The sequence below is a fragment of the Actinoplanes hulinensis genome, from assembly GCF_019429605.1.
GTDB classification, from domain to species: domain Bacteria; phylum Actinomycetota; class Actinomycetes; order Mycobacteriales; family Micromonosporaceae; genus Actinoplanes; species Actinoplanes campanulatus.
Window position 1 is genome coordinate 56,222 of record NZ_JAHXZI010000001.1, and the last position, 12,602, is coordinate 68,823.

A 12,602-nucleotide genomic window follows, 5' to 3' on the forward strand; every position below is an offset into this window, starting at 1 on the left:
AGGCCGGAAGTATGACAACCTCCGGCCCGCCCGGGTCGGCGGCATGCGGATCATGCGTCCGGCGTACCCTCACCGCCGTTGTCCCCGCGGCCTCGCCGGGCCGCGTCGCTGGCCCAGTTGTACGCCTTCCCGGCGGCCGATCCGGCCAGATCGGCGGCTCCGCCGCCGAACCGCCGCACCAGGGTCACCAGCGGGTCCTGCGAGGTGGTGAAGTCCTCCCGGTACGCCTTGGCGGCGGCCTTCACGTCCTCGGAGACCGACGCGTCGCCGTCGCCGTCCCGGTGCGGGTAGTCGCCGCCGAGAATCCGCGCGTACTCCCCCGAGTCGATCCACTTCCGCAGCTCAGCGGCCCGAGCGACGGGTACGGGGTGACTGTTCCACGCGGTCAGCCCGATCTTGTGGATGCTGTCGCGCAGGTCGCCGCCGCCCTCGTACTCCGCCGCCTGCTCAAGGAACGCGGCCGTGTCGATCTGCGACAGGTCCCCACCGCCGGCCAGCTTCATCAGCAGCCGCAGCGAGGCGGCCGGGTCCTGACCGGCGAGCAGACCGGCCCGGTCGGCGGACAGCTCCGCCTTGCGCCACCACTCCAGCATCGCCGCGATGATCCCGCGCAACGCGATCGCGCCGACCGGCAGCCAGCTCAGATTCGCCGCCCAGCTGGTCAGGATCGTCATGATGGTCTTGTAGACGGCGTGGCCGCTGCGCACGTGGCCCAGCTCGTGCCCGAGCAGCGCCCGCAACTCGTCGTCGTCGAGCTTCTCCACGGCGCCGGTGGTCAGCGCGATGAACGGCCGGTCCAGACCGATCGCCTGACCGTTGATCCGCGGGTCCTGCGTCACGTACAGCTCCGGCAGGTCGGGCACGTCCAGCGCCGCCGCCGCCTCGGTGAACCGTTGGTAGACCCGCGGGTACTGCCGGTGGTCCACGCGAATGCCGCCGGCCAGGAACATGAGCCGGAAACCCCGCTCGTTCCACATGCCGAAGAACGTCTTCACCACGTCGTCGAACCCGCGCAACTCGCGTAGGGCGGAGAGCGCGCCCTTGTCGGCCGGATGCTCCCAGGCGCGTGAACTGATCCCGGTCAGGGTCACCCGGCGGCGCACCGGCCGGCTGTCGTCCTCGGTGGTCATCTGTGTCACCCCGTCCTCGCCGCTGCCGCGGCGCAGGGCCGCGCTTCCGGGCCCAACGTACGCCCGCGACGCAACGCGTGTCCCTGCCGGCGACCCGGAGAAGACCCGGAGATCGATCCCTAGGGAGCACCCGGGGGAAGGAACGGCAACCCCGGTGGGGCACCCTGCTCGATCAGCCGCCAGAGGGCGGCGGTGTCCAGGTTCTCCTCGACCAGATCACCGAGTACGTCCAGCGCGCGCTCGCGGACGGCCGCGAACCGGGTGTCCGGGGCGACCGTGAACCCGCGCCGGCCGGCCTGCCGGGCCACCTCGGTGAGGAAGCGGCGACGGAACTCGTCGGACTCGAAGGCACCGTGCCAGTGCGTGCCGTGGACGTTGCCGGCCACCGCGCCCTCGGGACGGCCGTCGTCGTACCGCAGCAGCGGGTCGGGGGTGCCCGCGGAGACGTACCCGTGATGGATCTCGTAACCGCTCACCGGCGCGCCCAGGCCGCTCCCCGCCGGGCGGGCCAGCGTCTTGCGGGCCGCGAAGGTGATGCCGACCGGCAGCAGGCCCAGGCCGGGCACCGTGCCGTGGCCGCTCTCCACCTCGTCGTGGATGGTCTCGGCGAGCATCTGGTAGCCGCCGCAGATGCCGAGCAACGGCCGGCCCGCGGCGGCGTGCGCGCGGATCGCGCCGGCCAGGCCGGTGTCGCGCAGCCAGGCCAGATCGCTCACGGTGGCCTTGGAGCCGGGCAGCACGACCAGGTCGGCGTCGGCGATCTCGCCCGGCTCGATCGTCAACCTGACCTGTACGCCGGGCTCGGCGGCGAGCGCCTCGACGTCGGTGGCGTTCGAGATCCGCGGCAGGCGGACCACGGCGACGCGCAGCCACTCGGTTCCGCGTGGCGGTCCGGGACGGCCCAGGACCCGGCCGTACGCGAGGGAGTCCTCCGCGTCGAGCCAGACGTCCAGATGGAACGGCAGGACACCGTGCACCGGCCGGCCGGTCGCCTTGGTGATCATGTCGAGTCCGGGGCGCAGCAGGCCGGGGTCCCCGCGGAACTTGTTGATCACGAAGCCGGCGACGAGCTCCTGGTCCTCCGGGGCGAGCAGGGCCAGCGTGCCGAAGAAGGCGGCGAACACGCCGCCGCGGTCGATGTCGCCGACCACCACGGTCGGCAGGCCGAAACGGCGGGCCAGGCCCATGTTGACGAAATCGCCGTCGCGAAGGTTGATCTCGGTGGGACTTCCGGCCCCTTCACAGATCAGGACATCGTACGCGGAGCGCAGCTCCTCGAACGCCGCGAAGGCCGTCTCGGCCAGGCGTGGGCGCAGGGTGCGGTAGTTGCCGGCGGTGACCGTGTCGACCGCCTCGCCCAGGAGGACGACCTGGCTGGAGCGGTCGCTCCCGGGCTTCAGCAGGACCGGGTTGAAACGCAGGTCGGGGGCTATGCCGCAGGCGGCGGCCTGCATGGCCTGGGCTCTGCCCAGCTCGCCGCCACGGCCGTCCGCGGTGACCACGACGGCCGAGTTGTTGGACATGTTCTGGGATTTGAAGGGGGCGACGCGTACGCCGTTGCGATGCAGCCAGCGGCAGATGCCGGCGGTGAGGATGCTCTTGCCGGCGTCGGAGGTGGTGCCGGTGACCAGGAGGGCGCCGGTCATCGACGAGACCCCCGGACGGGCGTCATCAGGCCCCGTGCCGCCGCCAGGGCGGCCGCCATCCCCAGAGCCACCACCCCGACCGCCCCCGACACCCGGGCGGCCCGTCGCAGATGCCCCGCCGACGGCCGCGGCCCGTCCCCCAGGAGCGGCCGCACCTCACTGCGTCCGAAATAGACGTTCCGCCCACCGAGCCGCACTCCCAGCGCCCCGGCCATGGCGGATTCGCACTGCCCCGCGTTGGGCGACGGATGGTCCCCGCGATCCCGCCGCCACACCCGCAGCGTCTCCCGGACGGACCCGCCCGCCACCGGCGAGACGGCCGCCGTGACGACCCCGGTGACCCGCGACGGCGCCAGGTTCAGGAGATCGTCCAGCCGGGCGGCCGGCGTCCCGAATCGCGCGTACCGCTCGGACCGGTGCCCGACCATGGCGTCGAGTGTGTTCGCCGCCCGGTATCCGAGCAGTCCGGCCGGCCCGAGCAGCGCTCCCCAGAAGAGTGGGGCGACGACCGCGTCGGACGTGTTCTCGGCGACGGACTCCACGGTGGCCCGGGCGAGTTCCGGCTCGTCGAGTGCGGACGGATCCCGCCCGCACAGGTGCCCGAGCCGCCCCCGGGCCGCCGGCAGGTCCCCGGCTTCCAGGTGGCCCGCCATGATTCGCGCTTCGCGCCGGAGGGTACGCCCGCCGAGCACCGTCCACGTGGCGGCCGCGGTGACGGCGGCCCGGGCGACCGGCCGGTTGCGGGTGGCCCGTGCGGCGGCGAGCCCGGCGAGGACGGGCACACCGACGGCGATGGCGGTGTACGCCGTCCCCGCGCGCCGGTGGGGCCGGTAGAGCCGTCGCTCCAGCGCCGCGGCGGCGGTGCCGTAGCCGGCTACCGGGTGCAGCCGGCGTGGGTCACCGAGTGCCGCGTCGAGCAGGTAGCCGCCGATGAGGCCGGCCGCGTCCGCGGTCCACCGTGGCATCACTCTCAGCGGCCGAACGGGGGTGAGGTCGAACGCCCAGACGGCGAGCGCGGGTGGTTCGACGCTGTCGGGGTAGGGCACGGGTTCGAGTTCACCCCAGGCGATGGAGCCGGGGGCCCGGTCCTCGAGGAACTCGACGACGATGCCCCGGAGGTCTTCGGTGACCTGGTATCCGTCGTTGAACGGCAGGTCGCTGGGTTTGCGGGTGCCGGCGGAGCAGCGGAGCTGCCCGGCGATGGTGTCGTGCCAGACGTAGAAGGTGGCGGTGCCCCGATGACCGGAGCCGGCCACCTGGTCGCGTAGTACCGCCGCGGTCTCCTCGAACGCGGTGACGACCTCGTCCGCGGACAGCCCCATGCGTTCATGGGGTGGCGCACCGAACCAGTTGGTGTTGGTGTCCTCGGCCGTCTGGTCCTCCGGCGATAGCACCATCTGCTCGGTCACGATGGCGCGGATGTCCTTCAGCAGCACGGGTTCAGTCTGCCCGGTTGCCGTACCCGGGGCCTAGCCGGGCCGCTCCGACTGGCGGCCGGTTGCTTCGGCACGATCGGCCCATCCTGATAGAAGGAACCGCCGGGGCCGGCCTCGCGGTGGCCCGGCCGGGGGTGCTTCCGGCCGGGCCACCCGGGCGCCGCGCACCTGGCGATCGGCAGGGTGATCGATGCCGGTGGCGGCGGTGGGGAAGGTCTCAGGCGGCGACGGGTTCGCGCCGTTTGACCCGGCGGACCGGGCGGGTCTCCGGTGTGCCGGGGTCACCGCCGGGCTCGTCGCCGGGCTCGGCGGTCTGGTCCGCGATGCCGGCGACGACCTCCTGGAAGGTGGGTCCCTCATCGTCGGGGTCGCGCTCGGGCAGGCCGTCGCCGAAGGTCACCGGGATCTCGTCGTCGGGAAGGACGGCGGAGGGTTCGCCACCGATGAGGGCGTCGGTGTCCGGGCCTTCGACGGTGCTGTCGGCGGGCGCGGGCTTGTTGCGGAAGAACTGGGAACGGCCGCGGGCGAGGTCGTGGCCGATGGCGAAGGCCTCGACCTCGTAGGAGACGCGGTTGTTGTTGGCGTCGTCGACCCAGTCGCGGGTGTAGATGCGGCCGTAGACGATGACGGGGTCACCGACGGTGATGGAGGAGGCCACGCCTTCGGCGAGCCGGCGCCAGGCGGTGACCCGGACGCGGAGGCTGTTGCCGTCGGTCCAGCGGCCGGTCTCGCGGTCGTAGCGGCGGGCGGTGGAGGCGAGCCGGAAGTTGGTGACGAGCCTGTTGCTGTCGCCGACGCGTCTCCACTCGGGTGCGGTGAGCACGTTGCCGACGATGACGATGTTGGTCTCGAACACGGTGCCGTCTCCCTGGTGGGGTGTGGGGTGTTTCGGTCGTCGCCGAGCTTGGCGGATGCGGAGGGGCGGCCGGGTCGACGGCTGTGGACGGCGGCGGGTTGTGGACGGCGGCCGGTACGGGCGGGATTTTGGTATGGCGCGCCGGGCGGTACTCATGGGTAACCTGTGGTCGTGGAGACCGACGTCCTCGGATGGCCGTACGAGCGGCACACCATCGAACTGGGCAGTGACGACGAGGGGCCGGTGGTGGCGACGCTGGTGCGCCGCCGGGCGGAGACGCCGACGCGGCGGGCGGTGCTGCACGTCCACGGGTTCGTGGACTACTTCTTCCAGACGCATCTGGCGGATTTCTTCGTCGAGCGGGGCTGGGATTTCTACGCGCTGGATCTGCGGAAGTACGGGCGCAGCCTGTTGCCGCATCAGACGCCGAACTTCGCCCGGAGCATGACCGACTACTTCCCGGAGCTGGACGAGGCGGTCCGGATCATCCGGGAGCAGGACGGTCACGACCAGCTACTGGTGAGCGCACATTCGACGGGCGGCCTGATCACGTCGTTGTGGGCGCACTGCCGGCATGAGCGGGGCATGATCGACGGTCTTTTCCTGAACAGCCCGTTCTTCGATTTCAATCTGCCGTGGCTCATGCGGCGGCCGTTGATGTCGATGGTGCTGGCGGTGACCGGCCGCAGGCCGTACCGGAAGATACCGACGGCGTCGCTGGGCCTGTACGGCAAGAGTCTGCACGCGGACCACCACGGCGAGTGGACCTACGACCTGGCGTGGAAGCCGATTCTGGGTTTCCCGGTGCGGATGGGCTGGCTGGAGGCGATCCGGCGGGGACAGCGCAAGCTGCGCTCGGGCCTGGCGATCGACGCGCCGGTGCTGGTGGCGTGTTCGACGCGGACGTTCCGGGGCCGGCAGTGGCATGACGATGTGCAGGTGACCGATGCGGTGCTGGACGTGGAGCACATCGCGCGGTGGGCTCCCGGTCTGGGTCCGCGGGTGACGATCGCCCGGTTCGACGGTGGCATGCACGATCTGACGTTGTCCGGCAAGGATGTGCGGGCCGAGGTGTTCCGCGAGTTGGGACGCTGGGTGGACGCGTTCCTGCCGGCTCCGGGGACTCCTGAGGTGGATGTTCCGCCCGCGCCGGAGGATCAAGCGGGCATAGCCACCGTTCTGGAGGCGGCCGAGGCTGTGGTGGAGGGGATCGCCGCGGACGAGGCGGACGACAAGTCCGGCACGACCGCCTAGTATGTGCTGGCCAGCGCTCGTAGCTCAGCGGATAGAGCAACGGACTTCTAATCCGTCGGTCGCAGGTTCGAATCCTGCCGGGCGCGCACAGGTCAGAGGCCATCTCTGATGCAACATTGATCGCGGCATGGAGCCATGTGTGGAGCGAGACGCTACCGTGGCTCCATGCCGACCGGATCGAAGGCACGTCGCCGCTCGCGCGGCGAGATTGAGACGCTGCCCAGCGGGTCGCTCAGGGTGCGGGTCTATGCGGGCATCGACCCCGTGTCGAAAAAGCGCCACTACCTCGTTGAGACTGTGCCGGCCGGTCCGACAGCCGCGAAGCAGGCGGAAAAGGTACGCACGCGGTTACTGAGCGAGGTTGACGAGAAGCGCAACCCGAAGACGAAAGCGACTGTCGACCGGCTCATAGATCGGTACTTCGAGCTGGTCGATATCGACGAAACAACGCGTGTCACCTACGAGGGATACGCCCGGAACCACATCCGGCCGCTTCTCGGCCATCTCCCCCTCGGTCGCCTTGACGGGGAGACCCTCGATTCCTTCTACGCGCAGTTGCGCGCGTGCCGCGCACACTGCCGCGGGCGGCGATTCGTGGAGCACCGAGTCACGCAGGAGCATGAGTGCGACGACCGGTGCCGACTGCACGTGTGCAGCCCGTTGGCGGACAACTCGATCCGACAGATCCACGCAGTCTTGAAGGGGGCGTGCGCCCGGGCGGTGCGGTGGCGCTGGCTGGGCACGAACCCGATGGATCAGGTGGATCCGCCGGCCGCCGGCGCGCCGGATCCACAGCCTCCGAGCCCAGAGCAGGCGGCGCGCATCGCCAACGAGGCGTGGCGGGATCCCGATTGGGGGATGCTCGTCTGGGTCGCGCTGATGACGGGAGCCCGCCGCGGCGAGGTGTGCGCGCTGTCGTGGGACAGGCTCGACTTTGGCACCGGTGTTGTCACGATCCGTTCGAGCATCGCGCAGCTCGGCTCCAGGACGTGGGAGAAGGACACGAAGACCCACCAGCGGCGGCACATCACGCTGGATGACGGGACCATGGCCCTGCTGCGTGCCTATCGGCAGCGCTGCGAGGATCAGGCCGAAGCCCTCGATATCGACCTTCCGCCGACCGCTCGGGTGTTCTCTCGCTCGCCGGACGGCAGCACGTGGCTCAAACCGGATTCGGTGGGCCAGCGATACACACGGATGTGTCTGCGGTTGGGCTGGGACATGAACCTTCACCAGCTTCGCCACTACTCCGCAACTGAGCTGATTGCGGCGGGCGTCGACGTTCGAACCGTAGCCGGTCGCCTCGGGCACGGCGGCGGCGGCGCCACGACGCTACGGGTCTACAGCGCGTGGGTGGCCGAGGCGGACCAGCGCGCCGCAGGCGCGCTCGCCGGCCGGATGCCGGAGCTTCCGGCCGGGGTCGACGTCGGCCAGGTGGTCGTGCCCGCTCCTCGGACCGCCGCCGAGGACTCGGCGCCGTACCGGCGCATTGCCGAAGACGTCCGCGGCGCCATCCGATGTGGCGCACTGGCGCCGGGTGACGCGGTGCCCGCGGTAGCCGATCTCGCAGCCCGATATGGAGTCGCGGTGAGCACGGCTCACCGAGCAATTGCAGAGCTGTCCGCGGAAGGTGCGGTGCGTACCTCCCGGGGGAAACGAGCGCGAGTCGCTGCCTGCTAGGCAGGCGATGTCTCGTCCAAGATCCACTGGATGTACGCGGGACTTCCAGCGGCGATCGGAAGAGCTATTACGCACGGCGTCTCGTAGGGATGTTCTTGGTTGGCGCGCTCGATGATCGCCGGGACGAGGTCAAGCCGCGTGTGGAGAGCAACCCGGGCCTCTTCCTCATCATGAACATCACCTCTCCACCGGTAGATGGATCGGATGGCCGCGATGTTGTGGCCGCATGCGCTCAGGCGCTCGTCGATCAGTTTCCGAGTGAAGTTCGCCAGCCAGTCGGCATTCGGCGCCGTGATGATCACTTCGCAGACCTCGGTCGTCATGTCAGCCCCTGCCCCTTCAACTCAGCAATGATCTCCGTGGCTCGGACCTTTTCACGCGCCATTGCGCCCCAGCCTGTGACGATCTTTCCGTCGTAACTCATGCCTACCCAGCGGCCGGACATCCACTGGCCGTGAGGGTGAAGGATGAAGTACATCGTCCCCTTGGACCGGACGGACCCGTCAGCAGCGGCGTACCAGCCCATCAATACCTCGTTGTCCCATAGACGAAGCTCGCCGCGCCAGTGGTATCCGCCCTCTTCGACTGTGACATTGCCGCGCGTCGTCGTCTCAACGTCAAGCAGGTCACCTTGCTGGCGGAAGCGGACCTCCTGAAGCGTGATGACCTCCTCCCCGTCCTTCGAGGTCTGCCACGACGCCCACCACTCTCCCGAGAGCTTGACGCCGTGGGTGGGAATTCCGGCTAGCTCCCCCACGGAGATCTTTAATGCGTCAGCGATCGCGACGGCGACCGACAGAACCGGCTGCTGCTCCGCAGCTTCGTACCGCCTGATTTGACGCTTATCTACGCGAGCAAGGGCTGCTAGGTCTGCCTGGGACATCCCCAGTTCGGTACGCCTACGTCGTAGCACTTCGGCCATCATCTCGATCTGCACCCCTCCATCATCGGGGACGTTTTGGTCCCGCTCTAGGGGACCCTGTGGGTTCACTGCGGTCTTATTAGTCCTTGACACCAGACGCTTCCGTCCCCATCATGGGAAGCAGAAGTCCCTACTAGGGACTTATAGGTCCTTAGGGCTTGAGGGTAGAGGAGGGTCCCGTGTTAGGTCTAAGCGTGGAGTCAGCAGGAGCTGACAGGCGCTTCTTCACCGTGGCGGAGGCTGCCGAACTGCTCGGCCTGTCAGAGCCGACGGTCTACCGCGCGATTCGCGCGGGTGAGTTTCCGGCGATCAAGGTCCGCGGTCGGTACGTAGTGCCGGCAAAGGCGATTGACGAGATGGAGGCGGCCGCGATCGCGGCCGCCGCGATCGAGCGGCCCATCGGGAGCGTGGCGTGATGCGCGTGTTGGAGTCCGCCGCGGGCGGTGTAGTCGCGACCGTCGTGGTGCTCATGGTGGCGAGCCGGATGCCGGTCAAGCTTGACCTTGTGATCGCGGGTGCGGTCGCGTTCTTGGTCGGCTTCCTAATGGTGATGTTGCGGCCGGACCGTCAGTACGTGGAGAAAGGCCGCAAATGAACGGGCGGCTTCTCTGGGACGTGGCCTGTGAGCTGGTGACCGGTCGGCCGCGGCTGACCGTGCGCAGCGCGGCGGTGGAGTTCGGGCCGCCGCCCGGCGCGGTCTACGAGGCGGAGTTGTCGGCGTTCAGCGACGCTGAGCTGTACGCCCACGGCGATGAGATCCTCGCCGTGGCCCGGCGGTACCACGAGCGACGGATGCGGCGGTGGGCGAGTCAGGGCGGAGGTTCGGACCGGGTAGCAGCCGGCCCGAACCCCGGAGGCTCATCGTCGCACGGGCAGCGGCGCCGCGGTGAGATGCGCAGAGTGCAGCCTGTTCTGCCGGGCAGCGGGCTAGGCCCGCCCCTCAAGGCCGGGGCCGGCCGAGAAGCCCGGTAGGAGCTGCCGCAAGCGGCAGCCGTTCCTTCTAGGGCTAGCACCCTGGCTACACCGCCCCGTCTCCCGGTCAAGGGGTCCGAAACATCTTGGCCGCCCTTCGGGCCGCTTCGCTCGGCCAACATCTTTCGGCCTGATCCCTTGACCGCGAGCCTCTCGGGGCGGTGACGGCGCCAGTAAAGGCGGCAGGCACAGCCGCCGCCTCGCCCCAACGGGCGCTAGCAAACCCGCCGTTCCTCTCCCGCTTGTGAGGAGGCAAGGACCGTGATCAAGCGATTCGACGCTCTCGGCATGGACGACACGGTGTGGTTGGAGCCGCGGACGTTGGGCTGTCACCGGATCTGCTACCTGCGGCCGTCCGGGAAGGTCAAGAGCACCGCGGAGTGGCCGTTCGTGATCGTCGAGATCCGCGGCGTCCGGTACCGGGTGCACGCGGACAACCTGTGCCAGTCCAACCCGGCGGCGCGGCAGACCGAACGCAAGAGCCCTCGTCGGCTGACGTTGCCGGACGGATTTGAAGAGCAACCCCTTTTCTGACCGGCTCATGGAAGAAGGCACCGTGATGAACGACGTTCGGATCCGGACCTTCGAGGACGCGACGAGGGTTGGCGCATACGAGCTGTCCCGCCGGTGGGCCGACTCGGTCGGCAAGGTCGGACGCACGGCGGACGGTGAGATCCAGGAGCTGGCCACCATGGCGGCGCTGGCGCACTGGCTGACGCGGTGGCTTCCGACGCAGACGCATCGTGCGGCTCTCGCCGGTGCCGATCGAGTGACCATCGCTGCCGCCTTGGGCGTGACCGTGGAGGAGGCGGCCGCCCGCTGGAGCGAATGGGCGCGCGGGCAGCGTGACCTCTACGAGGCGACCGGGCGGGACGGCAAGACCCCGATCGGTATCAGCGCGGGAGAGTGCGCCCAGGTCGCGGCCGTCCTCGGAATCCCCGGGCGGAGGCCCTGATGGGCAAGCGCAGGCAGCAGAACAGGACGCCGGGCACGGGTTCGTCCGTGCGGACGTTCATCGAACCGGAGGAGCCGCACGGCTGCGGCAGCAGCAGCTTCCGACGTGTCGAGACGGCGCGGGACGTGCGGATCGCCTGCAACGGCTGCGGCCGGCAGGACAACTACTGGCGCAGGTAGGCGTCAACCCGGAGCGCGACCAACGGCCTGGAAAACCTGGTCGCGCCCCGGTCTCCCCTTTCAGCTCTAACCCCTCAAGGAGAGGCCCCAATCATGTCCGACAAGTGGCTGAACAACCAGCACACCGAGGTCAAGCAACGCAACAAGGACCAGCGCGAAACCACGATGCGTGAGGCGCAGCGGCTGGCCGACGAGCGCCGCAACCGGCAGGAATCCCGGCCGTGAGCCGCCGACCGAAGGACCCGCAGACCAAGCAGCTGATGGCAACGATCGATTCGGAGTCGCGGCCGTACACCGACCGCGCTGCGAAGTACCCGCGGGCACGGCAGTACCAGCAGGCCCGCGACGAGGGCGTCACGCGTAGGCGCTGACGGCTTCCGTGGTCGCCCGGTCACTTCCCCGACCGGGCGCCCGCGGTGGCCGCCGGACAGTCCGGCGGGCAAGAGGGGTTGGGACGAGTAGCAGTCGCCTCAACCTCCCCGCAAATCCCGGATCAACGTGGAGAGGTTCGACGTGAGTCAGCAGACCGCAGTTGCAGAACAGGAAGCCGCGGCGGCCCGTAAAGCGTTGCCGCTACCCGCACGGCGGCAGGCCGCGCGGGTCATGTACCGCGAGAGCGTCAGCGCCGGCATGCCGATGACCCCGGCCGAGGTGGGCGAGGCGTTCGGGATGAGCGTGCGGTGGAGCCGCGAGCGAGTGGCCGAGGTTGGCGCGGATCTTGCCGAGCTTGCCGACTTGGCCGATCCTGCCGAACGTGCCGAGCGTGCCGAGCCCGTGACCAGCGACGACAGCCCCAGCGGCGAGGACAACACGGATCCGGCCGCCGGGCGGGGATGGGGATCAGCCGAGGCCCGAGCAGCGTGGCAAGGTGACCTGCTACGCCGCGCCGAGCGCGTAAGCGACCCGGAGGAGGCCGCCGACCTCCGAGAGCAGGCCGCCGAGGCAGTGGCAGCCGACCAGCCGACCGCCGCCAGGGTCATGGCTCCCGCTGACGGTTCGCTGGCGCAACACAAGCGGATCCGGTGGGGTGTACGTGCCGCGCTGACGTTGGGCGTGGTCGCCTCGACGGTGGCCAACGTGCTGCACGCCGTGGACAACCCGATCAGCCAGACGATCGCGGCGTGGCCGCCGCTGGCGCTGCTGTTCACTGTCGAGCTGATCTCCCGGGTGCCGGTGCACCGCCGCTGGCTGGCGACCGTGCGGCTGGTCGCGACCGCGGTGATCGCCGGGATCGCGGCGTGGGTGTCGTACTGGCACATGGCAGACGTGATCGCCCGATACGGCGAGACCGGCGCCAGCCCCTACCTGATCCCGCTGACCGTTGACGGCCTGGTCATCGTCGCCTCCGTGTGCCTGGTCGAGCTGGGCAGCCGGATCCGGTCGCTATCCGAGCAGGTGACCCAGTGACCAGCCTCGCGAAGGTGGCATACGTGACCAGCCCGGAGACCAACGTGTGGCGCGAGTGTGCCGGCTGCGGGGCGTCCACCCCGCTGCCGCCCGACGTGGACCGCTGCGACAGGTGTGTCGCCGCTCCGGCTTCGCCGCGGCGGCGACCCCGCTCGGACGCTGGAC

17 protein-coding genes and 1 tRNA gene are annotated in these 12,602 nt (G+C 69.9%); 12 read left to right on the top strand and 6 right to left on the bottom strand.

Features of this window, described 5'->3' with window-relative positions:
* Window positions 1-50 precede the first annotated feature (50 nt).
* The 4 genes from KZ829_RS00285 to KZ829_RS00305 form a co-directional block, all read right to left on the bottom strand.
* On the bottom strand, window positions 51-1,130 hold the full coding sequence (locus tag KZ829_RS00285; RefSeq protein WP_220141876.1) for a M48 family metallopeptidase: 1,080 nt from the start codon (window positions 1,128-1,130) through the stop codon (window positions 51-53).
* A gap of 119 nt (window positions 1,131-1,249) precedes the next feature.
* Window positions 1,250-2,776 carry a cobyric acid synthase gene (locus KZ829_RS00290; protein ID WP_220141877.1) on the bottom strand — a complete coding sequence of 509 codons (1,527 nt, stop codon included), beginning with the start codon at window positions 2,774-2,776 and terminating at the stop codon, window positions 1,250-1,252.
* Window positions 2,773-3,741 carry a cobalamin biosynthesis protein gene (locus KZ829_RS00295; protein WP_220142387.1) on the bottom strand — a complete coding sequence of 323 codons (969 nt, stop codon included), beginning with the start codon at window positions 3,739-3,741 and terminating at the stop codon, window positions 2,773-2,775. Before KZ829_RS00295 ends, KZ829_RS00290 begins: the two co-directional genes overlap by 4 nt.
* Window positions 3,742-4,429: 688 nt before the next feature.
* Window positions 4,430-5,068: a single-stranded DNA-binding protein gene (locus KZ829_RS00305; protein ID WP_220141878.1), complete on the bottom strand. Its 639-nt coding sequence runs from the start codon at window positions 5,066-5,068 to the stop codon at window positions 4,430-4,432.
* Between the two features lie 171 nt (window positions 5,069-5,239).
* Here KZ829_RS00305 and KZ829_RS00310 point away from each other — a divergent pair, with 171 nt between their 5' ends.
* The 3 genes from KZ829_RS00310 to KZ829_RS00320 all read left to right on the top strand — a co-directional run bounded on the left by KZ829_RS00310 (window position 5,240) and on the right by KZ829_RS00320 (window position 8,002).
* Entirely contained in the window at window positions 5,240-6,322 is a 1,083-nt protein-coding gene (locus KZ829_RS00310) for an alpha/beta hydrolase (RefSeq protein ID WP_220141879.1), read from the top strand.
* Window positions 6,323-6,335: 13 nt separating this feature from the next.
* Window positions 6,336-6,408: transfer RNA gene (locus KZ829_RS00315), tRNA-Arg, on the top strand.
* A 79-nt stretch (window positions 6,409-6,487) separates the two neighbouring features.
* Window positions 6,488-8,002 carry a tyrosine-type recombinase/integrase gene (locus KZ829_RS00320; RefSeq protein WP_220141880.1) on the top strand — a complete coding sequence of 505 codons (1,515 nt, stop codon included), beginning with the start codon at window positions 6,488-6,490 and terminating at the stop codon, window positions 8,000-8,002.
* On the opposite strand, the gene cutA is transcribed toward KZ829_RS00320, so the two are convergent.
* Window positions 7,999-8,325: a divalent-cation tolerance protein CutA gene (gene cutA, locus KZ829_RS00325; RefSeq protein ID WP_220141881.1), complete on the bottom strand. Its 327-nt coding sequence runs from the start codon at window positions 8,323-8,325 to the stop codon at window positions 7,999-8,001. The two genes, KZ829_RS00320 and cutA, sit on opposite strands and share 4 nt — an antisense overlap.
* Window positions 8,322-8,939, bottom strand: coding sequence for a helix-turn-helix transcriptional regulator (locus KZ829_RS00330; RefSeq protein WP_220141882.1), 618 nt, complete (start codon window positions 8,937-8,939; stop codon window positions 8,322-8,324). The genes cutA and KZ829_RS00330 overlap by 4 nt, the downstream gene beginning before the upstream one ends.
* A gap of 179 nt (window positions 8,940-9,118) precedes the next feature.
* Between KZ829_RS00330 and KZ829_RS00335 the strand changes: the two genes are divergently transcribed.
* The 9 genes from KZ829_RS00335 (at window position 9,119) to KZ829_RS44365 (ending at window position 12,437) form a co-directional block, all read left to right on the top strand.
* On the top strand, window positions 9,119-9,340 hold the full coding sequence (locus KZ829_RS00335; RefSeq protein ID WP_220141883.1) for a helix-turn-helix domain-containing protein: 222 nt from the start codon (window positions 9,119-9,121) through the stop codon (window positions 9,338-9,340).
* Window positions 9,340-9,519, top strand: coding sequence for a hypothetical protein (locus tag KZ829_RS00340; RefSeq protein ID WP_220141884.1), 180 nt, complete (start codon window positions 9,340-9,342; stop codon window positions 9,517-9,519). Before KZ829_RS00335 ends, KZ829_RS00340 begins: the two co-directional genes overlap by 1 nt.
* Window positions 9,516-9,896, top strand: a complete 381-nt coding sequence (locus tag KZ829_RS00345; RefSeq protein ID WP_220141885.1) for a hypothetical protein — start codon at window positions 9,516-9,518, stop codon at window positions 9,894-9,896. Before KZ829_RS00340 ends, KZ829_RS00345 begins: the two co-directional genes overlap by 4 nt.
* A 261-nt stretch (window positions 9,897-10,157) precedes the next feature.
* Window positions 10,158-10,430 (top strand): hypothetical protein, encoded by a 273-nt coding sequence (locus tag KZ829_RS00350; protein WP_220141886.1) that lies wholly within the window; start codon window positions 10,158-10,160, stop codon window positions 10,428-10,430.
* Window positions 10,431-10,455: 25 nt separating this feature from the next.
* Window positions 10,456-10,851 (top strand): hypothetical protein, encoded by a 396-nt coding sequence (locus tag KZ829_RS00355; RefSeq protein WP_220141887.1) that lies wholly within the window; start codon window positions 10,456-10,458, stop codon window positions 10,849-10,851.
* Window positions 10,851-11,030 (top strand): DUF951 domain-containing protein, encoded by a 180-nt coding sequence (locus KZ829_RS00360; RefSeq protein ID WP_220141888.1) that lies wholly within the window; start codon window positions 10,851-10,853, stop codon window positions 11,028-11,030. The genes KZ829_RS00355 and KZ829_RS00360 overlap by 1 nt, the downstream gene beginning before the upstream one ends.
* Before the next feature lie 93 nt (window positions 11,031-11,123).
* A complete protein-coding gene (locus tag KZ829_RS43750; RefSeq protein ID WP_281428009.1) occupies window positions 11,124-11,255 on the top strand; it encodes a hypothetical protein in 132 nt (43 codons plus the stop codon).
* Window positions 11,252-11,401 (top strand): hypothetical protein, encoded by a 150-nt coding sequence (locus KZ829_RS00365; protein WP_220141889.1) that lies wholly within the window; start codon window positions 11,252-11,254, stop codon window positions 11,399-11,401. The genes KZ829_RS43750 and KZ829_RS00365 overlap by 4 nt, the downstream gene beginning before the upstream one ends.
* A 142-nt stretch (window positions 11,402-11,543) precedes the next feature.
* Window positions 11,544-12,437, top strand: a complete 894-nt coding sequence (locus KZ829_RS44365; RefSeq protein WP_308285280.1) for a DUF2637 domain-containing protein — start codon at window positions 11,544-11,546, stop codon at window positions 12,435-12,437.
* The last annotated feature ends 165 nt before the right edge of the window (window positions 12,438-12,602 follow it).